This window comes from Flavobacterium psychroterrae (genome assembly GCF_018380615.1).
GTDB classification, from domain to species: Bacteria; Bacteroidota; Bacteroidia; order Flavobacteriales; family Flavobacteriaceae; genus Flavobacterium; species Flavobacterium psychroterrae.
The window spans coordinates 34,438-57,748 of sequence record NZ_JAGYVZ010000024.1; the positions used below are offsets into that span (position 1 = coordinate 34,438).

At 35.9% G+C, this 23,311-nt stretch carries 20 protein-coding genes, 1 tRNA gene and 2 pseudogenes; 13 read left to right on the plus strand and 10 right to left on the minus strand.

What is annotated here, in order from left to right; all coding sequences use genetic code 11:
* Positions 1-58 precede the first annotated feature (58 nt).
* From KHA90_RS20440 to KHA90_RS25490, 4 genes and pseudogenes are all read left to right on the plus strand, one after another.
* A complete protein-coding gene (locus KHA90_RS20440) occupies positions 59-1,471 on the plus strand; it encodes a coniferyl aldehyde dehydrogenase (RefSeq protein WP_213305719.1) in 1,413 nt (470 codons plus the stop codon).
* Positions 1,472-1,495: 24 nt separating this feature from the next.
* Complete coding sequence (locus tag KHA90_RS20445) at positions 1,496-1,885, plus strand: hypothetical protein (RefSeq protein ID WP_213305722.1); 390 nt, start codon at positions 1,496-1,498, stop codon at positions 1,883-1,885.
* Positions 1,831-2,085, plus strand: a complete 255-nt coding sequence (locus KHA90_RS25855; protein WP_379784896.1) for a DUF1569 domain-containing protein — start codon at positions 1,831-1,833, stop codon at positions 2,083-2,085. The genes KHA90_RS20445 and KHA90_RS25855 overlap by 55 nt, the downstream gene beginning before the upstream one ends.
* A gap of 213 nt (positions 2,086-2,298) precedes the next feature.
* Positions 2,299-2,457 (plus strand): annotated as a pseudogene (locus KHA90_RS25490) (DUF2798 domain-containing protein); the annotation flags it as partial.
* A 93-nt stretch (positions 2,458-2,550) separates the two neighbouring features.
* Here the strand turns inward: KHA90_RS25490 and KHA90_RS20455 are convergent.
* The 5 genes and pseudogenes from KHA90_RS20455 to KHA90_RS20475 form a co-directional block, all read right to left on the minus strand.
* Positions 2,551-3,999 (minus strand): annotated as a pseudogene (locus KHA90_RS20455) (DNA topoisomerase); the annotation flags it as partial.
* Between the two features lie 6 nt (positions 4,000-4,005).
* A complete protein-coding gene (locus KHA90_RS20460) occupies positions 4,006-5,442 on the minus strand; it encodes a DUF3945 domain-containing protein (RefSeq protein ID WP_213305725.1) in 1,437 nt (478 codons plus the stop codon).
* 81 nt (positions 5,443-5,523) lie between these two features.
* Positions 5,524-5,832 (minus strand): helix-turn-helix domain-containing protein, encoded by a 309-nt coding sequence (locus KHA90_RS20465; RefSeq protein ID WP_074661090.1) that lies wholly within the window; start codon positions 5,830-5,832, stop codon positions 5,524-5,526.
* 227 nt (positions 5,833-6,059) lie between these two features.
* Positions 6,060-6,911 carry an RteC domain-containing protein gene (locus tag KHA90_RS20470; protein ID WP_213305728.1) on the minus strand — a complete coding sequence of 284 codons (852 nt, stop codon included), beginning with the start codon at positions 6,909-6,911 and terminating at the stop codon, positions 6,060-6,062.
* 101 nt (positions 6,912-7,012) lie between these two features.
* Positions 7,013-9,439 (minus strand): bifunctional aminotransferase class I/II-fold pyridoxal phosphate-dependent enzyme/GNAT family N-acetyltransferase, encoded by a 2,427-nt coding sequence (locus KHA90_RS20475; RefSeq protein ID WP_213305745.1) that lies wholly within the window; start codon positions 9,437-9,439, stop codon positions 7,013-7,015.
* 245 nt (positions 9,440-9,684) lie between these two features.
* Here KHA90_RS20475 and KHA90_RS20480 point away from each other — a divergent pair, with 245 nt between their 5' ends.
* The 4 genes from KHA90_RS20480 (at position 9,685) to KHA90_RS20495 (ending at position 13,039) form a co-directional block, all read left to right on the plus strand.
* A complete protein-coding gene (locus KHA90_RS20480) occupies positions 9,685-10,068 on the plus strand; it encodes a DUF7793 family protein (protein WP_071637861.1) in 384 nt (127 codons plus the stop codon).
* 45 nt (positions 10,069-10,113) lie between these two features.
* Positions 10,114-11,058 carry a helix-turn-helix domain-containing protein gene (locus KHA90_RS20485; RefSeq protein WP_213305748.1) on the plus strand — a complete coding sequence of 315 codons (945 nt, stop codon included), beginning with the start codon at positions 10,114-10,116 and terminating at the stop codon, positions 11,056-11,058.
* Between the two features lie 80 nt (positions 11,059-11,138).
* Entirely contained in the window at positions 11,139-12,650 is a 1,512-nt protein-coding gene (locus KHA90_RS20490; RefSeq protein ID WP_213305751.1) for a MauE/DoxX family redox-associated membrane protein, read from the plus strand.
* 116 nt (positions 12,651-12,766) lie between these two features.
* On the plus strand, positions 12,767-13,039 hold the full coding sequence (locus tag KHA90_RS20495) for a DUF6520 family protein (protein ID WP_262899372.1): 273 nt from the start codon (positions 12,767-12,769) through the stop codon (positions 13,037-13,039).
* A gap of 77 nt (positions 13,040-13,116) precedes the next feature.
* On the opposite strand, the gene KHA90_RS20500 is transcribed toward KHA90_RS20495, so the two are convergent.
* The gene (locus KHA90_RS20500) at positions 13,117-13,605 is read right to left on the minus strand and encodes an alpha/beta hydrolase family protein (RefSeq protein ID WP_213305777.1); all 489 of its coding nucleotides are present in this window, start codon (positions 13,603-13,605) and stop codon (positions 13,117-13,119) included.
* On the opposite strand from KHA90_RS20500, the gene KHA90_RS25925 reads away from it, so the two are divergent.
* Positions 13,593-14,438, plus strand: a complete 846-nt coding sequence (locus KHA90_RS25925) for a zinc ribbon domain-containing protein (protein ID WP_244860474.1) — start codon at positions 13,593-13,595, stop codon at positions 14,436-14,438. The genes KHA90_RS20500 and KHA90_RS25925 overlap by 13 nt on opposite strands.
* Here KHA90_RS25925 and KHA90_RS20510 read toward each other — a convergent pair.
* Positions 14,404-14,477, minus strand: a tRNA-Arg gene (locus KHA90_RS20510). The genes KHA90_RS25925 and KHA90_RS20510 overlap by 35 nt on opposite strands.
* 114 nt (positions 14,478-14,591) lie before the next feature.
* Here KHA90_RS20510 and KHA90_RS20515 point away from each other — a divergent pair.
* A complete protein-coding gene (locus KHA90_RS20515; protein WP_213305756.1) occupies positions 14,592-15,104 on the plus strand; it encodes an adenine phosphoribosyltransferase in 513 nt (170 codons plus the stop codon).
* A gap of 57 nt (positions 15,105-15,161) precedes the next feature.
* On the opposite strand, the gene KHA90_RS20520 is transcribed toward KHA90_RS20515, so the two are convergent.
* The 3 genes from KHA90_RS20520 to KHA90_RS20530 all read right to left on the minus strand — a co-directional run bounded on the left by KHA90_RS20520 (position 15,162) and on the right by KHA90_RS20530 (position 17,639).
* Positions 15,162-15,806 carry a response regulator transcription factor gene (locus KHA90_RS20520; RefSeq protein WP_213305759.1) on the minus strand — a complete coding sequence of 215 codons (645 nt, stop codon included), beginning with the start codon at positions 15,804-15,806 and terminating at the stop codon, positions 15,162-15,164.
* Positions 15,796-16,581, minus strand: coding sequence for a sensor histidine kinase (locus KHA90_RS20525; RefSeq protein ID WP_213305762.1), 786 nt, complete (start codon positions 16,579-16,581; stop codon positions 15,796-15,798). Before KHA90_RS20525 ends, KHA90_RS20520 begins: the two co-directional genes overlap by 11 nt.
* A gap of 626 nt (positions 16,582-17,207) precedes the next feature.
* The gene (locus KHA90_RS20530) at positions 17,208-17,639 is read right to left on the minus strand and encodes a hypothetical protein (RefSeq protein ID WP_213305765.1); all 432 of its coding nucleotides are present in this window, start codon (positions 17,637-17,639) and stop codon (positions 17,208-17,210) included.
* A 272-nt stretch (positions 17,640-17,911) separates the two neighbouring features.
* Between KHA90_RS20530 and KHA90_RS20535 the strand changes: the two genes are divergently transcribed.
* The 3 genes from KHA90_RS20535 (at position 17,912) to KHA90_RS20545 (ending at position 22,978) form a co-directional block, all read left to right on the plus strand.
* On the plus strand, positions 17,912-19,927 hold the full coding sequence (locus KHA90_RS20535; RefSeq protein WP_213305768.1) for a hypothetical protein: 2,016 nt from the start codon (positions 17,912-17,914) through the stop codon (positions 19,925-19,927).
* 73 nt (positions 19,928-20,000) lie between these two features.
* Complete coding sequence (locus KHA90_RS20540; RefSeq protein ID WP_213305771.1) at positions 20,001-22,163, plus strand: hypothetical protein; 2,163 nt, start codon at positions 20,001-20,003, stop codon at positions 22,161-22,163.
* On the plus strand, positions 22,160-22,978 hold the full coding sequence (locus tag KHA90_RS20545; protein ID WP_213305774.1) for an N-acetylmuramidase domain-containing protein: 819 nt from the start codon (positions 22,160-22,162) through the stop codon (positions 22,976-22,978). The genes KHA90_RS20540 and KHA90_RS20545 overlap by 4 nt, the downstream gene beginning before the upstream one ends.
* Positions 22,979-23,311: the final 333 nt, after the last annotated feature.

Consider the following 23,311-nt stretch of genomic DNA (forward strand, 5'->3'; position numbering starts at 1 on the left):
GAACTAAAGTCTCGTGATAAAGTTCATGCAGCTTCTTTCCAATTAAATTAAAAAAATCATGACAAATATACCACCATCAACAGACCAGCTCAATACTATTCTCTCTGCCCAGCGCAATGCTTTCTTACGAGATGGCATTCCTACACTCGAACGGCGCAGAGCCGACTTGAAAAACTTCAAGAATGCACTTATAAGCAACAGAAAACAAATTCAAGATGCTATAAATGCTGATTTCGGACATCGATCGAAACACGAAACGGATATAGTAGAAATCATAGGTATCATTCAGGGCATCAATTATTTGAGCAGCAACCTGCGTAAATTTATGCGGCCTAGAAGCCGTTATGTAGCACTGCACACGCAGCTTGGCTCTGCTCGTGTAGAATACCAGCCGCTTGGCGTAGTGGGTGTTATTTCGCCCTGGAACTATCCGATCAATTTATCATTGATGCCTGTTGTTACTGCAATTGCTGCCGGAAATCGCGTGATGCTCAAACCCTCAAAATATACGCCTGCCACCAATGCTGTGATTGAAGAAATATTTAAGGCAATTTTTCCTGAAGAGCAAGTGATCTTGGTAAATAGCGATGGTGCGGCATTTTCTAAATTGCCTTTTGACCATTTAGTTTTCACGGGAAGCACTTCGGTAGGGCGTTCTGTTATGAAAGCCGCAGGTGAAAACCTTGTTCCTGTTACATTGGAGCTGGGCGGAAAATCTCCCGTTATTTTATCTAAAGGATATTCTCTTGAAAAAGCAACATCCCGAATTGTGTATGGAAAATTGCTGAGTGCCGGACAGACTTGCATTGCACCTGATTACATGCTGGTGCATAAAACTGAAATTGATGCTTTTATTGCCGCTTATGATAAAAGTGTCAAGACAGCATATCCGGATGGCCCGACCAGCGAGGATTATACTTCGATAATTAACGATCAGCAATATAAAATATTGAAAGACCTTCTTGATGATGCCAGCGCTCATGGCGCAAAGATTATTGAAGTTGGCTACCGGCCAGAACAGGCTTCCAGCCGTCCGCATACCTTGGCACCCACAATTGTGCTTGGGGTAACAGAGGAGATGAAGATTGCAAAAGAAGAAATCTTCGGGCCTATATTGCCTATAATCCCCTATGGTACTATTGATGATGCAATTGCTTACGTGAACGAACGCCCAAGACCGTTGGCACTCTACTATTTTGGAAATGATAGCCAGGAGAAAAGAAAAGTGCTAAGCCGTACAACATCCGGAAACGTAACTGTAAATGGCACATTTTCACACATAGCCCAAGATGACCTTCCCTTTGGCGGTGTTGGCGAAAGCGGGATGGGCGCTTATCATGGAATAGAAGGCTTCCGCACGCTCAGCCACGCAAAAGGCATCTACGAGCAGGGCCGTTGGAATGGTATGGATATACTTCACGCGCCTTTTGGAAAGCTGACAGACAGGCTGATCAACTTTTTTCTAGGCTAGTTTTTAATTTTAAACTCAAAAAAAATGTACAATAAAATAAATTTAGCAGTCCTGCTTACATTAGTATTCACGGCTTCCGTGTTTGCAAAAAAAGATAATGCAAATGTTTTAAGCCGAAGCTCAAAGACAATTCATAAAATGGAAAAGGAAACAAAAATAAACCCAAAAAAATTCTTTCCCCAAGAAACGCTTGCCCTATTTACGGAGAGAATCAATAAAATCACACCCGAATCGCAAAGAGTTTGGGGTACAATGTCGCCAGACCAAATGTTGCATCATCTGAATCTGGCTTGCGGAAGTTCGATGGGTTATTTTAATTTGCCCGACGAAAGTTCTTTTATGACCAGGACTATGGGTAAATGGTTTTTGGTAAGTTGGAAACCAACTATGCCGAAAGGATTAAAAAACCTGTAGGTTTTGCAATACCACTAGAAGAGCATTTTGATTTGGAGAAAGAAAAGAGTTTGCTACTTGAAATTTTAACCAAGGCCTGCAACACACAAAGTACCGAAAACTGGACACCACACGTTCTTTTCGGGCATTTGACAGACAAGCAATGGAGTAAACTTTTGACGAAACATATTGATTATCATTTAAAACAATTCGGGGTTTAAATGCGGATAATGAAAATCCACCTTCCCTCATTTTCTTTGGTAACACAGCATTACCATAGGTAAAGGAAGTTTATGAAGGAAAATTATAATGATCTTTCTGTTGAAGCACACCAATCAAAAATTTATCAAGAGAAAAATCTATGTGAAAAGCATGGATTTTTCTTCTCTAATATCATAAATAGAATGAAAAAAAAGATTGTTTTTGCGCTTATTATGGGCATTTTTACCACTGGATTGATATCTTTTACCTTAATAACGCTAAATACAGAATTGGCAGGAATTAAATTTTTAAAAATATGGACTAAATCCTGGTTTATGTCTTGCTTAATAGTCATTCCGTGCATATTAATCATAGGTCCAATAATTGAAAAATGGGTAAATTCTATGTTTGAAAATGATGCTGAAATTACTAAAAAAGCGCTCACCTTGATTTTCGATATCATTTCCGGCACTTTCCATAGCTCACAAAAGGCCTGCTTCAGTGTAAAGCACAGGCGGTTTAGTTTTCTTTTCCAGAACGGAAGCTTCTTTTATTTTAAGTTCATCGTCCTTTTTCAGCTCAGGCAAATCCATTACATGTTCTGTATCATCATCGAGGAAACTGCCACTAATGGAACGCCACCCGGATTCTATAATCTTATAGCCTTTTGATGTAAAATCATAATGCAGTACCTGTAAGTCGACATCAGTTATCTCTTTGATGCAGGGTTGTGAAACGGCTTCGAGTAATCGAAAGGCAACCATATTATAAATCGCATTTTCCTTTGGATTTAGGGCTGATGGCATTTTATCAGTAGTTAATAATCCATGATGGTCAGTGACACGCAAATCGTTCACGATATGTTTATTAAAACGGCGCCATTTCATTTGAGATAGGTTTTGTTTAATATTTTCCCTCCTTTGTAAAGCTCTTACAAGGTTGGGAATCTCTGCCCACATATCTTCAGGAATGTATTTGCTTGCGGTACGTGGGTATGTGATAAATTTCTGTTCGTAAAGGCTCTGGGAAATGTTGAGGGTTTCTTCGGCCGAAAGGTTTAATTTTTTATTGGCTTCCTTTTGCAGGCCGGTAAGGTCGAACAATAAGGGCGGTTGCTCTGTAACGCTTTTGGTCACTTGGGATGTAATTATTGCCGTTTGGTTTCGCGCAATGGCTTTCAACACATCAGCGGCTAGTTTTTTGTCTTCCCATTTGATTTTTGAGATACTTTTAAAATCTATCATTTCTTTGTTATGGGACAACTGTATCTGCCAGTAATTTTTTACTTTGAAACTCCTGTTTTCCAGATAGCGTTTGCATATTAAAGCTAATGTAGGTGTCTGCACTCTTCCGAGTGAATAAACCCCGTTTGCTAATGCAATGGAGAGCGCTTGTGTGGCATTGATACCCACTAGCCAGTCGGCACGGCTCCTGGCTTGTGCTGCCTGATATAATCCGTCAAATTCTTTTGCGTCTTTGAGATTATCAAAACCTAGTTTAATGGCTTTTTCGGTAAGGGAGCTTATCCAAAGTCGCTTAAAGGGTTTATTGCACTTCAAGTATTCGTATATGTACCTAAAAATGAGTTCGCCCTCACGTCCTGCATCGGTGGCGACAATAATATTATCGCTGTTGTCAAAGAGCTCTCTAATGATTCTCAGTTGTTTTAGCGCTCCTGTATCTACAGAATCCCCTTGATTTTTACTGACCTTTCTGACAGTCAGTAAAAAAGGGTTTGGAAGTATCGGCAGTGATGCTTTGTCAAATCCTGTGATGCCGTAATCTTCGGGCATTCCTAATCCTACAAGATGGCCCAGTGCCCATGTAACAAAATAGCCGTTACCTGTCAGGTAGCCATCTTTTTTTTCGGTGGCTCTGATTATAACGGCTATTTCCCTTGCTACACTGGGCTTCTCTGTAATAATTGTTATCATATCTTATTACATTTTAGGCCCTTTTGATTTAGAAGGTGTATTAGATTCTTCTTGTTGCTGCTGTTGTTTCTTGTTATCGGGATTTGTTTGTCCTGATTTTAATGGCTCCTGTATGTTCTTGGTAGCTTCGTTAGTTTTGCCTTCGGAATTGACAGCGGTCTGCGTTTTGTGCGCTTCAGAAGGTTTTATTTGTTCTTTGATTTTATCTGGATTTTGGAATGAAAAATCTGTTTTATTGGTTTCCTTGTTGTAGGTGATATATCCATTGTATTCTTTCCCTTTTTTATCCACTAAGCCGCTGATATAAACAGTTTGACCATCTTTAAGCTTTTGGTATTGCTCATTATTGAGTTCCTTATCTCTAAAGTTTTTAGGTGCTCCCTGAGTTTGGTTCTGCTGATTGCCTTGTGTCTGTTTATTAGAATCATTTCGGTCAAAGAGAAATTCAACAAAACGTTTATCTGCATTGAATTGCACAGATGCATCAAAGGCTGTTCCTTTCTTGGAAACCATACCTTCTAATGCAAGCGGTTTACCTTCAAATAAAGTTTGTTTTTGCTCTTCGCTTAGTTTTACACCTTTAATTTCATCGGGAATTTTAATGAAATCCGTGCGCAGTGCGATCACCTCATTGGTCAGCCTGTCTATACTGATAATGGAAGGCATGATCTCATTGTTTTTCGGATTGGTGAGATCCACTACGCGTCCCATATTGCCCGTTTGCATAAGATTGTCTTTATCTTCCTTGCTGAACTCGTGACCGAAAAAAGGATAATTCAGATTAGGCTCTTTTCGGATGCCATGAATAGCCAAAACAACCTGTCCTTCGTCGTTTTGTTTAAGCGACAAACGGGCATCCATTCTTGTAACTGCAGTACCGAGATTAAGACTTACCGGTACAAGCTCATTTGTTTTGTATCCTTTGAGCAGGGGATCAAGCAGGTTCATTTTTTTAAGTTTTTCTTTACTTAAACCCAAATGGTTTAATGTTTCCCAATCGATTTGTTCCGGTTTGTATTTGTATTCACTTGTTTCCGGATTTGTTTGTGCTGTTTCCATATTAACTTCATTTTTTTGTTTATAATCTTTTACTTCGTGCTGTTTCATTAATTGCTCACCTTCAGGTGTAGGATGATCTAAATGTTTCTGCATCTCTTTTGAAGTATCAACAGCCAGCAGAGCAGGGATTTTGAAGAACGAAAAATTAGTTGGGTTCTTCAGCTGGCTGAAAAAATTTGAAAAGAAATTCGAAAAGACATCTCCCTGCTTGTCTACCCGCATGAACTGATTCTGATTCTTGCGCGTAGGGTCAACAGTTTCCAGATTGCCATTTTGGTCAATACCTTTTACCGCCAGAATTTTCTTTTTCTCTTTATCGAATACCAGCAGTATATCCGATAATTCTTCGGGAGTGTTAAATGCATCTTTAATATTTTCGCTCATAATTTTAAATTTTAAATTCATTTGCGAAATTAAAAGGTGAAAAGGTGCTAATTAAAAGCTGGAATCTATTGGCGTTATTTTTCACTCTCTGGCATAGTTTTTTGGCGTTCGGACATTGATACTTTCTCTGATGAACTGGTGTACATCTGATAGCTTATAATATATTTTTCCACTGATGGTATAGTAGGGGAGCTTGCCGATTGATCGGTAGCGCTGGAGTGATCTCCCACTTATTTTAAGCATCTGTAATATATCCTGATTATCCAATAGCTCTTCGCCGTCAACACTTCCGCGTTTTTTTTCAAGTTCACTGATATGCGCGCTCAAAAGATCGAAACGTTCTATGATTCGTTCCATCCAGGAAATGAATTCCATTCTGTCTATATTCATGGCTGTGTGTTTTACATTAGTGATGCAAAATTGCCACCAGCAAAAGTTTTTCATTGCCAATATCAGCCAATGTAAAATGCTGTTTTATGAAAATTTTAACTGAATAAAATATTAAGATGAGTTGCTGATTTACTGGGATAATTGAGCATATAGAAGTAATTATATGCCAGTAGCCATTTGATGCCAATTGCACCTCATTGGCAAGAAAATTGCAATTTTTAAAAAAATTAGACCTCTTTTTCCATGTGCTGTTTAAGCGATAATTTCAGCTGATCCAGAAAAATGCTTTTGCTATCAGCCCTGTCTTTCATCCTATGGTAGGCGTGATGGACATCGCCGAGCTGGATCCTGAAAAGTAGTTGGAAAACCATGCTTATTTTACGAATGCCGGCTTTTCCATGAGAAATACTGCCCGATGCATGAAGTGCGTAAATTAATTCGATCAGAGCATTCTTTGAATCTGTCCAGAAAAAATCTCTATTAGCTACATTTCCGTCTGAAAAAATGCTGGTCTGCTGGATGTCAGGTTCAATTTTGGAAACAAGGTAACTGTAAAGCAGTTCGTTAGCAATTATTCGAGCTACCTTATAATCATAGTAGGTGGAGAATTGAGTGTCAATTTCAAAAACAAAACTATTAACTCCTTCATGAAGGTCTATTTTTCCCCTACAAAAAAAATGGTGGTCCCATTCGGTTCTTCCGGTGCGATAGTAGCGATAAAAATCAGTGTTATAAAAGTGCTCTTTATATTCTTGCTTGAGAAGATTGAGCTCATTGGAAAAATATTTATGATGCATTTTTCCCGTTACAACCGGGCAGGATGCTTCAATTCGGAAAACTTTATTGTAGAAAATAAGTTTTCCTAGTATTTGGGGTTTGATACTTTTAAAAAAATTAATCTCTTCATTTTCATCGGAGAATCCTTTTTCTAAAACATTTTTTTTAACCGTACAAAGCAAGCTTCGAAGAACGGTAGTCATGTGGTAGGATTTTTCAATTATATGTTCAGGGTCTAAGCTGAATTCCTGTTCTGCTTTTCGAATAACCTGAAGTACGTTCTCACATGTAGATCTTATCATGGCAACAGAATTTAGATTTATTTGTACAAGGAAAAGTGGGGGCAGTTCTGCCCAGATACGGTATGACTTTACTTTTCGTTGGAGAATTTAAATGTATTATATCAGCGCGCGGTATTGGTTTCATTCTGCAGTGTCTGCATCAGTTCCATAGCGTAGTTATCCCTGGCTTGTACGTAAGCGACCTTCGGTATTATAGAAGCGCCAAGTTTTTTCTTCTCAAAGCTTGCCGATATGCCGAAATCAATTCGCTCAATTTCAAGCTCTCGCGCTCTTTTGATCGTTTGGTATAAAAGTTGTCTGTACAGATTGAAACCTTCTGCTGCAATGTAGTCCATGCCAATAAGTTCAGGTACATATACCTTTCCTGAATTTTTATAACAGAACATTATCCCAACAAAATTGTTTTCAGGGGCATCTTTGAGTGTAAGAATTATGAACTCCCAGTTTGGAGAGCTATTCATATTTTCAAATACTTGCCTGTTGTATGTGAAGGTATTTATGGCTAGGTTGCGATCCTTTACATTGCAGTATAGCTCGTAAGCCCTGTTTATTTCTTCTTGATGGAGGTAATCTTTTATTTCTACATCGTAGAATTTTTCGTATGGCAGTATTTCCCTGTTGTAATGCTGGCGTGAACGGGTTGAAAGCAGGGAACTATAATTCTCAATTGTGGGCCAGTTTTTATTTTCAATAACACAGGATTCTGGCATATCAATCCGGAAATACCCTTGGTTTCTAACCATTTCATCCCACTTGAATCCATTTTCAAAATCACGCAGTACGACCATATCAGCCCCTAAAGAATTGTATGTTTCTTCCATCTTGTTCAATATCATTCGAAATGATTGCTCGGCCAGAGGATGACTCTGGTCAATATAACAGTGCATTCCCTCAGTAAACAACGAGCCGGTACTTAGTACTTTGGAGGTCATATTCATGGGGTCTGTTTTTCTAATTTCTTCAAGGTGTCTTGATACAGATTCTGTAGCCAGCATATCATCTTTCCAAAGTCCCACTGTAAAGAATGTCATTAAAACCACCTGCATGTTCTGATCACGGATGATATAATAGAAGAAATCCCATTTATTGGCCGAATCTTGGCTACTTGAGAAAGTATGCTCCAAATACTGCATTCCGTCCCAATCAAGGATATTGTGAGTGCCCAGATACTTGTTCCATTCGTGCTTGTCTATATTCTCTATTGTTATTTGCTCTTCAATATGCAGCAGCTCTGTTCGCTGTTTTTGAGCATGTAGCTTTGTTTTAATATCCATTCTAAAAGCCTGCCGTATCTTTTCATCACTGCTTCCGGTTTCTTCCACTGCTTTCTGGAAGTGGTGGTCCATTGCACGGGCAAGATCTGAAATATCTTCAATTTTATTATGCGCAGATATCGTAATACGGATTCCGGTGTTTTTTATAGGTACTGCGGGATATATGCCCAGGTTGAGATAAAAGCCCTCTGAGAAGAGGCGCTTGGTAAAATTATAAGCAGTAGCAGGTGTGCCCATTCCAAGAAAGAAAACTGGAGAATCGTTCTCAGCGACTAGGGGTAGGTTGCTGTTTGAAAGCAGCATGCTGAAATGTGCTGTTTTTTTGGCAAGTTGAGCCTGGTGCTCATATATTTCTTCAGAAAGATGTATGTCACAGGATGCAATTGCAGCGGCAACTGATGCAGGTTCAAGTTGAGCCGAGAAGGTAAGGGGGCCGCCAAAAGTTTTAATCTTTTCGCGTAATTTATGATCACTGCAGAAAAAGGTGGCTCCGCTGGCACCAAAAGTTTTGCTCAGCGTGCTGACAACGACAATGTTTTCTTCCAGTGTTTCAATAGCATCAAAGATGAACCCAGTTCCATTTTTTCCTCTCCAGCTCATTCCATGTACATCATCAAAATAGAGGTGAAGCTGCGGATATTTTCGGGCAAGGTTTAAAAGATCCTTTACTGGTGCATAATCGCCGTACATAGAATAAACACCGTCCGCCATGTACCATATTTTACCCAATTTACCGCTGAGCATCCGAATTTTGTCTTCAAGCATCTCGAGATTATTATGGCGTATCATCTCGACAGGTATTCCCCTAAGCTTCAAAACCTGACAAGCATTCTGCACACTCCAATGCGCCTGATGGTCTAGAATTAATGCATCTTCATCTCTTATCAGGGTTGGAATGATGGCCATATGTCCAAGAGTACTGTTCTTAGTGATAATTGGCGGTATACCGTACATCTGTTCGATCTTGCTTTCCAATTCAGCATATAAAGGATGCGAAAGATACGTTTTCGAAAGAGGGAACTGTGTCCCATAATTTCTTATAGCATTTATTGCAGACTCTTTTAACCTTTCATCCTGTTCGAGTCCTAAATATCCCGTAGTTCCGAAATGGAGCATTTCGTTTCCGTTAATTTTTATGGTCCGGCCATTAAGATAGTCACCTTCAGTGTATAGGTGTAACATTCCCTGATCCTTTGCGCTAGAAAAAACAGTGTCTACTGTATCGATAAAATTATTGTGTTTAATTTTTGCCATCTTTTATTAAATTTTTAGGTTTAGATCTGTGTTTTTGTAATTGTTTGAGAATTAGATACCTAAAATTCATTATAAAAATCGAAAGCGCTTTTACTTGCAGATATTTTATTCCCAATTTGGCAAGGGTAATTCCCGATTTGACAACAAATTACAGTGTTTTGCAAGAAATAATCCATATTTGACAATGACAATGTTTCTAAATCTTTATAATTTTGTTAAATTTCAAGTTTAAAAACAAACAGGTTATGATTGCCTCACATGAATCTTTTGAGAATCAAAATGCAAGGTTTTGGATTGAAAAGGGAATCCTCTTTTTCGAATATAAACCGAATACTGCAATAGATTTGCAAGTCGCTATGCGCGTGGTTGCAGACAGGATTGCATTTCAAAATGAAAGAAATCTTCCTGTTTTTTGTGATACCAGGGGAATTGCCTCAATTGACAAAGCAGCCCGAGACTATCTCGCAAAATCTGGATCACTGCTTGCAAAAGCAGTCGCTCTCATTGGTAGTGAAAATGTTTCCATGACTATGAGCACTTTCTATCTTGAAATTAGCAAGCCGTCTGTGCCTACGCGAATTTTTACCGTGGAGCAAGAGGCATTGGATTATCTAACGGATTTCGTTTAGGACCACTCTTAGACAGATAGATACAAGTATTAAATATTAACACAAATGAAAAGCCCTCACAACCGCCAGCGGATGGTATCGATGCACAAGATGTTATTTGAAATGGCACGGGGCAATTTCAATAACCAGATCCCTTTAAGTAGTTATGACGACGAAATTGAAACATTGGTCGTCCTTGTCAACATGGTAGCGGAAGAACTTAAAGAGTCCGCTTTTCATTCAGGTTTTGTCAATCCATATATTACTCACAGGATGGTGACACCTGCAACTTTTATCTTAGATGAAAATCATTCTATAAAGGATGTGAATCAAGGGGCTTTGAAAATTTTGGGTTATGATTCAATAGAGATGCTCAGCAAGCCAATACAGGAATTTCTGCTGGACGACTTCACGGAAATGTCTGATCTGGAGAAAAAAGCGCTGGAGGAGCTTCTTTTGTCAGGTGAAATCATTACGCTAAATTTCATAACATATAAAAAGCTGATAGTCAGTGCCGAATGCTCGGTATCAAGATTGTCTGAAGGTAAGTTTACAGTACTTAGTTTCATAGCTCCCTTTCTCCAGCTTGATGACGCTGTTCCGGAATCATACGAAACAAAAGAACAAAAGCAGCATAATTTTAAGAAAACCGATGCGCGCCTGATGCAGCGAGTTTACGATTACGTACTAGCGAATTTGGCGGAGCCTTTGCCTTCAATAAAGGAAATTGCTAGACTTTTTGGGACAAATGATTTTAAACTCAAAGACGGATTCAGGTATTTTTTCCATACAAGTGTCTACAAGTTTTATACCGAACAGCGACTTAAAAGGGCCTACCTTATGATAGAGCAGACCGATATTCCTTTGAAAAATATTTCGTTTATGAACGGTTTTAACAGCTATCCTAATTTTTCTAAATCATTCAAGAAGCAGTTTGGATTTTCTCCTAAAGAACTCGGCAGAGGTAAAGCTGGTGGTTTTTTGCCATTCAATCACTTTAATCCTTCATAATTAATTTTTGCTCCCAATAGTACAAGTGTTATAAGTTTGAAATTCACAATTTTACATTGTTGAATTCAAATCGACTAGTTATGATACTCAATACAAATAAGGGATTTAAAAAATACTTAGTAGAGGTTATCTGTCTTCTCTATATACTTCTTTTTGTTTATGCCGCTGTGAGCAAGCTGTTGGATTTTGAAAATTTTCAAGTTCAGCTAGGGCAGTCTCCCCTTTTGAGTGTTTTTGCTGTTTGGGTTTCCTGGCTGGTGCCTTTTACAGAACTGCTGACCGCTGTATTTCTTGTACTGCCAAAACTGCGCACTCTGGGTCTTTTTACAGCCTTAAGTCTGATGACGATGTTTAGTGTTTATATTTTTATAATACTGCATTTTAGTGATTTTGTTCCCTGTTCATGCGGGGGTGTTTTAGAGAAAATGAGCTGGAATGTGCACCTTGCATTTAATCTAATATTTATTATGCTTGCCTGTATTGCCGTTATACTAAGAAGCCACACAGGTACGATTTCCGCAGTAAATTTGACCCCGGCACTTACAGGTAAAGCTATGCTGCTAGATGTTTTGTTAAGCACTGTAGTTATTATCGTATTATTTCTTATCTCTGAAGACAGTATGCATAATAAAAACCCTTTCATAAGAAGGTTTCCCCAGCATCCGGTTATGTTTGAAAGGAGTATGGATTTAAAATTTAATTCCTACTATTTTGCGGGCTTCAGCAACAACAGAATTTACCTTGGTAATTATACCACCCCGCTTAAAATTTTATCTATGGATTCCAGATTGCAGGACAGAAAGATCATAAAGATAGTTTTTGATTCAAAGAAGCTTCGTTTTACGATGGTCAAAATTAAGATAAGCGCCCCTGATTTTTATTTAATGGACGGTACTGTTCCAGCTATATTCAGCGGGAAAACTATGGATTGGAAAATTAGCAAAGAACTTAAGGAACTTCCTTACTTTACTTTAGCGGAACCCATTGACAGCACCACTGTGATGATCCGGGCTGGTAACGGCAAAGATGGTTCGCATACACTTGGTGTTTATAGGGCAAACAAATCCACTGCCACCCGATATAATTCAAAACTCCTGCAGGTACAGATAGACGGTATATTTGATACAGACGGAATGTTGCTATTCAGTAATAAGCTGAAAAAAATGGTCTATGTTTATTATTACCGCAATGAGTTTATTGTGGCTGGGACCAATGTCGCTCTAGATTACCGCGGACATACTATTGATACTATTACAAGGGCAAAGATAAAGGTAGCTTATCTTAAAAACAGCACAATAAGAAAGATGTCAGCACCACCACTAATTGTGAACGCACATGCAGCGATATCAGGAAATCTCCTTTTTGTTAATTCCAAAACACAAGGCCAGTTTGAAGATGAAAAGCTATGGAAACGCGCATTTATTATTGATGTGTACGACTTAAATAAAAATGCTTATTTAATGAGTTTTTCGGTTGATAAAATTGAGAATAAAAAGCTTTTGTCACTCTTTGTCACCGATGAGCACCTGTATGCATTAATGGAGAATGAACTTGTTGTTTATAAGTTGCGCGATATTATAAAAGAGAAATAAACGGTGTTATAGATAACAACTTATGACAGCAGAAAATATATCGGCCGATATCAGGAAAATAGACTGAATACCTGTAAAAAAAAGTAGGTCAGATTTTTAATTTAATATTTATTATTATGAAAAATTCATTTTTGAAAAACATGGTTCCCGCTGCAGTTATTGCCTTGGGAATCTCGGGAGCTTTTGTAACAACTTCAATGCAGAGTGTCTCCAACAGCAGTTCATTCAGACCTGCCTATATTCTAAATGAGGATGATGAATGCGAGCCGGTAGAAGTTCCTTGTAATGACACTAGTGGTACTATTTGTCTCCATAGTGCTTCTGGGCAGCAAGCCTTTGATGTAAACGCTCAGGGCAATTGTAATGTTACGCTGTACAAACAAAATTGATGTATTCAACAAATGAATGCAACAAAGGTACAATGCAGTTCCAACCGAACTGCATTGTATTTTTTAATTTGAGCCTATTATTGTAGACCCGCACTAATCCACTGCGCAGAGGTGTCTTTCTTTAGATAGTAATTAAACCATTGCTTTAGCCGAAGCGACAGATCAATCTGATTCTCCTTATCAGTAAAAACATGTCCTTCGTTTGGATAGAGCAACAGGATATTTTTCTTTCCCAATCGTCGCAGTGCCAAATAATACTCCAGGCTCTGACGCACATCAATCTGCTTATCTGCTTTTCCGGACCATAACAGCAAAGGTGTATTTACTGTTTGTGCATTGTGTACCGGAGAATTATTATGGAAAAATTCAGGTGCTTCAAATGGAGTTTTTCCCATCCACCACTGTTGGTTTTGAAACCGCCACATATAGGGTTTTCCGGTGTTTTGGTTGACAGTCAGAAAAAAACTTGTCAGATCCGTTATGCTGCTACCAGCGATGGCGGTTTTAAATAAATTTGTCTGTGTAATTATAAAGGCAGCCTCATAGCCTCCGAATGAATGTCCAATTAGCCCGGGTCAATGGACAGCATGAGCCAATTATCAGTGAAGGATTATTTTATCGGGTTCAAGACGTTCTTGATAGTAAAGCAAGAACCTATCGGCCAAAAATTAAAACTATTGAGAATTTTCCTTTGCGAGGTTTTTTTCTTTGTCCAAAGTGCGGTCAGAAGTTAACAGGAAGTAAATGTAAAGGAAGGAATAAATATTACTACTATTATCACTGTGATAAAGTATGTAAATGGAGAGTGAATTCTGAAATAGCTAACAAGATTTTTAAAGAACATTTAAATAAATTTAAACCTTTAGAGGAAGTTAAGAAGCTATATACCGCGGTTCTGCTTGAAGGTTATAGAGAGCATACTGGAGTAATAGCAGGAGAAAAAAAGAAGTCCCTTGAGCAGATTGCAGTTTATGAAAAGAAATTATCTGTGGCCAGAAATTTATTAGCTACCGAGAAAATCGATGCTGAAGATTACAATCTTATGAAAATTGAATACAATGCAATTATCAGTAAGTTGGAAAAAGGCATTGGAAATGTAGAGGACGACAAGGCTAGTATAGAGCATTTAACGACGACTGGATTGGAAAACCTTTTAAAGCTAGGTGAAGCCTTTGATGGCGGGACTTTAGCTGATTCAAGAGAATTAATTGGTTTAATTTTTCCCGAAAATTTCACATTTCAAGAACAGAAAATCCGCACCGCCCGAGTCAATGAAATGGTTAACTGTATCTATCTGGTAAACAACAGATTACGGGCAAAAAAAAACGGGACAAAAGATGATATTTTTCTTTTGTCCCGAGTAGTGACCTCGACTGGATTCAAACCAGTAACCTCTTGAGCCGTAATCAAGTGCGCTATTCAGTTGCGCCACGAGGCCTTTTGTTTTCAATTCAGCTAATTTTTCGTAGCTTTGTTGAGCGCTTATTGCGGGTGCAAAGATAGAAAGAAATGTGAGATATACAAGCATAAAATAACATAAAATTAAAAAAAAATGAAGATTGAAAATTATGTACGTGATATTCAGGGTTTTCCTAAAGAAGGAATTTTGTTTAAAGATATCACTCCGCTATTAAATGATCCAATTGCAACAAAAAAATGTCTGTCAATTTTAGTAGATTCATTAAAAGGACAAAAAATAGATAAGGTGGTAGGAGCGGAAAGCCGCGGTTTTTTCTTCGGGATATTATTGGCACAGGAATTAAATGCGGGATTTGTTCCGGTAAGAAAACCAAAAAAGCTTCCTTATGAAATTATTTCGGCTTCGTATGAGTTAGAATATGGTACAGATACTTTAGAGATGCACACAGATGCAATAAAAAAAGGGGACAGGGTTTTGATCCACGATGATGTTTTAGCGACCGGAGGAACCGCTAAAGCAGTTTGTGAATTAGTAGAGAAATTAGGTGGAGAAATTGTACAATGCAATTTTTTAATGGAATTGACTTTTCTTAACGGAAGACAAAAAATTAATGAGCATCCAATATTTGCAGCAATCACTTATTGATTAAATTTCATTAAGCCTGTAATTTAAAGTAAAACAGTCAAAATTGTCTTAGTGAATTTAAACTAAGACAATTTTGTTTTTAATAGCATATAAAACCAAACCTATTCTGGTTTTGATTTCTAATTTATCAAACAAACATTCCCTGTAACCGTCGATTGTTTTTGGGCTTAGACACATTTCTGAGGCGATTTCCTTGTACGTTTTTTCGGTACAGGCGTGTTTTATAAAAATGATTTCCTTATCCTTTAAATTAATTTTTGTAGATTCGTTATTGGCTTTTTTTACGAGCATTCCTGAAACTAATTCAGTAAAATAAAAACCTTTTTCAATAACCGAAATCATTCCGTCCTTAAATATTTCCGGTGATGTATCTTTCAATAAATAACCTTTGGCACCGTTAGTTAGCATTTTTATAATAATTTCTTCATCATCATTTACAGATAGTGCGATAACTTTAAGTTCCGGTCTGTTTTCCTTAATCCATTTCATGGTACTTACACCATCTAAAACAGGCATATTTACATCAAGTAAAATTAAATCAACATCAGCGTCGATATTTTCCTGTAAGTATGAAATAAATACTTTTCCATTTTCAAAGCGATTAATTACTTCAAAATCTTTAAAACTATTGATCAAAAGCTGCAATGATTGCGAAAAAAGCAAATGATCATCTACAATAATAATTTTGTTTTTAGGTTTCATTGGGTTTTGTTAAAGGATATTTTAAGGTTACAGTTGTTCCTGCCGGGTCTGATTGCATAATTAATGTGGCACCAATTAATTTAGCTCTTAACTTCATGTTGTTTAATCCAATTCCGGAATTTATAGTAAGCGGATCATATCCAATTCCAAAATCTTTGAATTTTAATAAAAAAACATTCTCTGTTGTGGTGATGTTTACTTCAAATAAATCACTGTGAGAATGTTTCAGGCTATTGTGCAATGTTTCCTGAAAAATCCTGTAAATAAATAAATCATGTTCTTGATTGATGTGAGGAATTTCTCCTGTAAAGTTATAATTATATTGAATATTTTTAAGCTTTTTTATTCGCTCTAAATCTTGTTTTATTGCTTCTATGAAATTAGTTTCCAGTAAGTTGTCTTTGTTGATGATTCGGGATAAAATTCTGATTTCATCTAATGATTTAGACAGGATTTGTTTCAGGTCAGTCAATTCAGTTTCATGAACCGGCTCTCCGCTATTGATGTACATATTAAGCTGCATAATACCTACAGACACAATTTGGCCAATATTATCGTGCAATTCCTTACTGATTTCGCTTAACGTCTGATCCTTAATTTCAATTCGGGTTTTAACTAATTCTGATTGAAAATAGAGTTCAGATTCCATTTTTTCGACCAAATAAGTATTCTTCTTCTTTAAGAAATAAAAGAAAATCACAAGCAGAATAACCAGTAAAGTAAAAAATACAATACCTAATGAAATGACTAATAGTTGTACCTCTTTTCGCTCCATAAAAATCCAATAATAAAACAACTATGCGTTAGAAAATTCAAAATAAACAATACTAAACTAAATATGGATTCATCATGTTTGATCAGGAACCATTTTAAAGCCAGCATAAAAGGTAAAAAAGGCACATGAAAGACTAAGATGCCTAAGATGTACCAAAAAAATACTGATTTTTTAAAATTTAATATTTTGTCTGAGTTAAAAATTTCTATCAAATATAAGCAAGATAATATCATAACTATCAGAACTCCAATAGCAAAACTATAAATAAAGGAATGATTTACATCATCAATGAAATACAGGATATTCAGAAAAAATGAAAATATAAATAATATCAAACTTAAAGATGCAATTGTTTTATGATTGATTTTGAGTAAAAGGCTCTTTAAAAGAAGAATGTAGGCGCAGAAACTAAATAACATGTAAAAATTGAATACATAATAATTGAGCACGCCCGTCCATTCAGTAAAATGATAGCCAATTACTTCTACCAAAGCCGAAAACCATATTAAAGCAACTAACAATTTAGCCTTTTTACCGGGAAGTTTGTGGAGTGAAATCAATCCGATACTTCCGGAAAATAAAGCTAAATAGACAATATAAAATCGTAAAAATTCAAACATAATTTTTTAATATGTTAATGAAGGCGGTCTTCCAATACTGCCGTAATTCATTGGTTCAATAGTTGTTATATCTGCATCTTCTTTTTCGCGTACAAGTGCAAAAGTCTGAATGCCTGTTGTACTGATTCTTTTTCTTTTACCTGTTGCTGTTAAAAACAAAGTCATTAAACCTGCTTTATCTTCATATTTTCTGTCTTCAGGATAAACTCCAAAATAAAATCGGATTCCGTTTACAGTATAACCTGTTTTTTCTCCTTTGGTCTTGATGTAATGGATATAATTTTCCAGTTCTTCTATAGAAAACCAAACAGCATTTGAATCTTCTTTTTTAATATATCTCGCAATTATGCTGGCTCTGTACCTCATAAAGTTCGAATGTAATTCCTGACCGAATTTTTTTGTAATTAACTGAGTCGGTCTTCCTGGTTCTGTTTTCATAATCTTAAAATTTAAATGTAATGGTTAAAGGTTAATTTATTGTCTTATAAAGTTTTAATAAAACTCAGGGTCAAAATTATTTTAAAGCTACAAAGTTGACAAGGGGAAATATACCCTTTTTTCACAGGGTAAATTTATTCAAAAAATAGGGTTAAAGTGCTGTTTCATAGTATTTTATAAAAAATGAATTTTACATCGTTCATTTTAGGCATTTGTATGGCGATAAAAATGAGCACTAACATTAATAAGTAATAACTAAAATTTTTTAAATTATGTCACAACCAACCCCACTAGGTTATCCTCATGCAGGAGCCGGAACAGTAGAAATTCTTTTAGAAAAAGAAGACGGAGCAGATTTTGCAGTACTTTTTTCACCAGATCCTAATAATATGTTATTAAGAGATGCTGGTTTGCCAATGCAATTTTATTATTATCCAAAATATCCAAGACTTTCAAAACATCCGGATGGAAGATTCAAATTTTCGATGCAGGTTTTTAAAGGAGAAGCTGATTCATCAACTGTAATTGGTGCCGAAGGACTTGAAGAAGAAGCCGGAGCCTACACCACATTAACAAGCACAATTGATTTGCCCGAAGCCTTATTAAAAAAAGCCATTGATAAATTAAAAACGACGCTTCATACGAACTATAATAATCAAAGACAGTCAAAACTATTTGGATTATTCTCTTTTTTAAAAGGTGTTGACAGAGATTTTAATGAAACCAATGTAAGACCTATTCAGTTGACCGAAAACAAGATTGCGATGCACGTTGTAGGCGAAAAATCACCTAATAATCCCTTTGGCGGAGCAAACCCATGGACTTTTAATATTCAGGGAGAAGGTGCAGGAAGTACTTTTGGACTTGGTGATAATGCATTTTCGATCTTAATGGGGCGTAATAGTGCTTCGTTAGTAAAAAATGCTTTAGAAGCAGGAACTAACAATCTTGTCATTGAAAATAACCTGAAATATAAAGGTTATATGCCTACTACAACAATTAAAACTACTATTGATGTAAAAAAAGTACACACTTATTTTTCGGCAAAAGCAAACGTAAGCTGGTCTTTTGTAGATGTAAACTGGGAACATGAATATGAAAAGATTCTGACAACGGGTGGAATCATAAGTGAGGTTATTACGGATAATCAATTCACTAATGACGAAAGAAAAAAAGTAGAAGAAGCTCTTTTGACAAAACAAAGAGATTTTGCTTTTCAAATGGTTCAAAAGCAAATATTCGATGCACCCGAAAAACAATTTACTCCGGCAGCAACGCCTGAAAAACCTGGAGGATTTTTTAGAATCCTTTTCGGAATTGGAAGCGTGGGAGTAAGCTTGAAATCCGGAACACAAATCAGACAAGTTCAATTTACGGATGAAATAAAATTCTCAGCCATTGAAGTTTTAGATTCAAAAATTAGCGGAAACTTAACTCCATTGACATTAAAAACAGGTCCGGCAGCAAAAGAAGACCTGAAGAAATATATTGTAGAAGTGCCGCTTGACGAAGATTTTCAAAAAGTTCAGGTCATTGCATCTCTAAACGGCGGATTAATCAAACTGGATAAAGATAGTGATATTGTCAATGATAGTCCTGTAAGTCAGGTTTCTATAGAAGTTGGTTATCCTGATTCTAAAGGAAAAATCGTTTGGAAAAGCTCCGGAAGAATGATTGCGCCCGAGGGAACTCCGTATGTGAAAAATACCAGCAAATCCGGAAAAGAAATTGATGCTATTTTCCCCGCAACCTGGAACGATAAATCGAGAGAGAAAAACGCATTTGTTTTTGATTTTGTAAAACATAACGGTTCAACTAAAATAAAAGTACGTCAGGAAGTTATGTATGAAAAAGACAAACGTATCAAATTGAAAGACAGCGTTAGGGAATTTGAGTTTGAAGGAACAAAAATATTCGTGCCGCTTCCGGTGATGAATATGATCAATTATACATTATCGACCGAAGAACTTTATGAATGTGATACGCTTGAAGTCACACTAAAAGTGGATAAAATGTCTTCGAAAAAATTCAAATTTACAGCTGATAATTTTGAAGATGCGATTCCGTACAGATCCTGGTATGAATTAGATTATACAATTAAACCAACAGAATACAAAGTAAAATATACTTGTAACGGTAAAATTGGTAAAAAAGCTAAAAAGGTTTCTATCTCTACAGATTATCAAAAAATTGATTATTTAGAAGGTGATGTTTTATTTGAAATTCCAACAGGAACCGCAGCGCAAAATGCTGATATCGAAAAAATCCGAGCTGCATTTTCAGAATAATTTTTTTGATAGATAAAGGGGACATTTTTTGTCCCTTTTGTTTTCTAATCATTAATCCTAAAACCGACCAATCATGCCAGATTTAAATACTTTTAAGCTTGAAGGAACTAAATTAGTTCCCATCAACAGGTTCAATCTTGAACCATCAAAACCCAGCAGTTCGTTTACGACTGCAACAATCAAAAGAGAACCACAATTTACAGTTATAGAACATCCTATAATTCATTCAATAGATATAAAACCAATTCCTGTTATAATTGGATTTCCAATATTTGAAAGTTACTTTCCTTTAATTGAAGGAGATAATGCGATTACAGAGAATGATTCCTTCAAGGATTACTTTAAGAATGAAATCACATTGTTTTTTCCTCAAATAGAAGCAGAACCCAATAACGGAACTCTATTTTATTATGAAAATGTACTTGATAAATCAGGGAATAAAAGCGGATTAGCGGGAAAAGTGACTTTAAAATACAGTATCAAAACTAAACCATTACAAGCAAACCAAAAAAGCATTGTTCTAAACCTGAGAGAAGCGATTTTAAATTTAAAAGTGAATCATGATATCGTTAAAATCAACGGAATTGTAAATGCAACAACACAGGAAATTCAGTTTGATTTGATTGACGAAGCCGTAAAAATTGCCTTTATGAATCTTGTTTCAAACATTAGTGATATGAAATGTAATGTTGATTTATTCTTTGATTTTAAAGGATATTCAAAAGTAAAACGGAACTTTTTGTTTGCAAGAGATTTTACGGTTTTAAGAAGTCAAAACATCACTAAAAAAGATTTAGTTTCAACCAGATCATTGTTAGAACCTAAACTAACACTCATAAATCGTCCGTTAATGGTGAAATCAGCAACAATAAATACTGCGACGCCAGGACGAGTTATCGCTGATATTCAGAAAGAAAATAATATAAAAGCAGGAGATCAGGAAGAATTTGTAAAAAGTACTTTTTTGCTAAAAATCAATAAAACCTTAAATTTTCCGCTTTCTGTAAATGCTGTATCAAGTTTGTATAAAACGATAGATGGCGGATTTATAAACAATCCTTTCAATTTAAACGAAGACTTTTCACAGTTCAGGCAAATATTTGTTTCGGGATTTAATTTTGATAAACTTTCAATTTATAAATCTATGGTTCAGCCCAATACATTTCTATTGATTTCAAAGATTTATAACCTTTCAAAAGATTTAAATACTATGAAACCCTGTATTTCGACCATTTTTCATGCCTATGAAGATGGAACAAGTACATCTGAAGAAATTTCGAAAATTAGTTTTCAGTTTGCCATTGGTCCCAATCTTTCTGATTTTGATCTTGCCAAATTAAAAATCGCATTGCTGAATAATAATTTTATTGATGGCGATAATATGGATTATTTTGATAAAGTTCAATTTTTATTTCCTAATGATATTGCTGCAGAATATGAAGTGAGCGGGAATTATTTTTTGCAGAAATCTGATATTGCTACAGATGGCAAACATTTTCTGTTCAATCTTTCCACCGACGATTTATCTGAAGCAAGTATTATGATAAACGCATTAAATAATACAATTACACAATATGCGAACATCAATTTTAAGCATAAGGAAATAAAAGACACAAGTGTTATCGAACTCAATATCGAAAACACAATTGGCGAAATTGTCGAAGCTATAATTGATAATGAAGCCAAGAAAATAAAAATCAACAATCAGTCGATTTCAAATTGCAAACTCAATTCTATTTTATTGGTTTACAATCAAAATGCCACTTATTTAAATAGTACTTTCTTTAAAAACTATCCGGAATTAATTAGCAATGATTCTAAATTTCTGGACTTTACGGCTGTTAATCCAACGAATTCCGAAGCTTTAAAAAAGGTGTTTTTTGACTTCGAAAATATCGAAAATATTAGTTCAGAATTTAATCAGGTTGTTTCGCAATCAACAAGCTATAACAGATATATTCAGGTAGAAATTAAAAGCCAAAGCGCGGCAACAAGCAAAATAACGATTGAACTGACGGTTCAGGAAACGGGAAGTAAATTTACAATTGAACGTTTAAAAGCTGAATTTGCAACACCAATTCTGTTCAATTTTATTATAAAAAACAGTCTTAACAACAATACTCTGATAGCTTATAAGGTCAATTATTTTGATAAAAATGACAATTTGATAAGTTCCAGAAACGATGTATTTAACTTTCTGACATCATCAAAAATAATCATAAATAAAAAGTCATGAGAACGATAAAATTAGGCACAAAATCAACTGAAGTTTATTACTTAAATGAACTTCTGGAAGAACTGAAATACGGCGTCATTGTTTCTGATTATTTTGATGCTGAAACAGATAAAGCCGTAAAGAATTTTCAACTCACAAATAATTTAGTTGTGGATGGCATTGTGGGTTTAAAAACCTGGTCGCTATTGATGGAAAAAAGCAAAGGAGGATTTTCGTCCAACAGCAAATTACTTTCTGAACAAAATTTAATTGACTTTGCAAATGAACACAATCTGGAATTGGCGGTCATTAAAGCCGTTAATGAAGTGGAAAGCGGAGGAAAGGGTTTTCTGGTCGACGGAAGGCCGAAAATTTTGTTTGAAGGTCATATTTTTTGGAGAGAACTCGAAAAACGAAATATCGATCCCAACGATTACAGCAATAATAGTCAGGATATTTTATTTAAGAAATACACAAGATCCTACTATTTAGGAGGAACGGCAGAATATGCACGATTAGAAAAAGCAATATCATTAAGTGCTGACAAAAAAATTAGCGATGCTGCAAAATGTGCTGCGTCCTGGGGTTTATATCAAATAATGGGTTTTAACGCGCTCACAATTGGTTATGAAACTATAGATGAGTTTGTAGAAAAAATGTATTTGAACGAAGGCGAACATCTAAAAGCTTTCGGTCTGTTTTTAGAAAAAAATAACCTGATTGGTTATTTAAAAAATAAAAGATGGGCAGATTTTGCTTTGAGATATAATGGTGCAGGATACAAGGCAAACAAATACGATGAGAAATTAATAAAGGCTTACACCAAATTTTCCTGAATAAGAAAGTTAGTTTCAGGTTTTAGTTTTTTTGTTTCAGGTTTCAAGTTAATGAACGTGTAATTAACCGCAAAACACACAAAGCTTTGCGAACTTAAAACTGCAAACTTATAAAAAAAACTCCACGAACTTTGCGGTAAAATTATGCTCAGCCAAAACCTGAAACAAAATAAACATGAAACCTGAAACAAAAAAATAAAAACAAAAAACCCGAAAGATTTAAAAATCTGAACTGCCCCCAAAAAGTTAGACACTATTTGGGGGCATTTTTATGGAAAAAAGAGTAAAATATGATTATGAGTTTAAGCTTGGCTGTATAAATAAAGTTTTAAA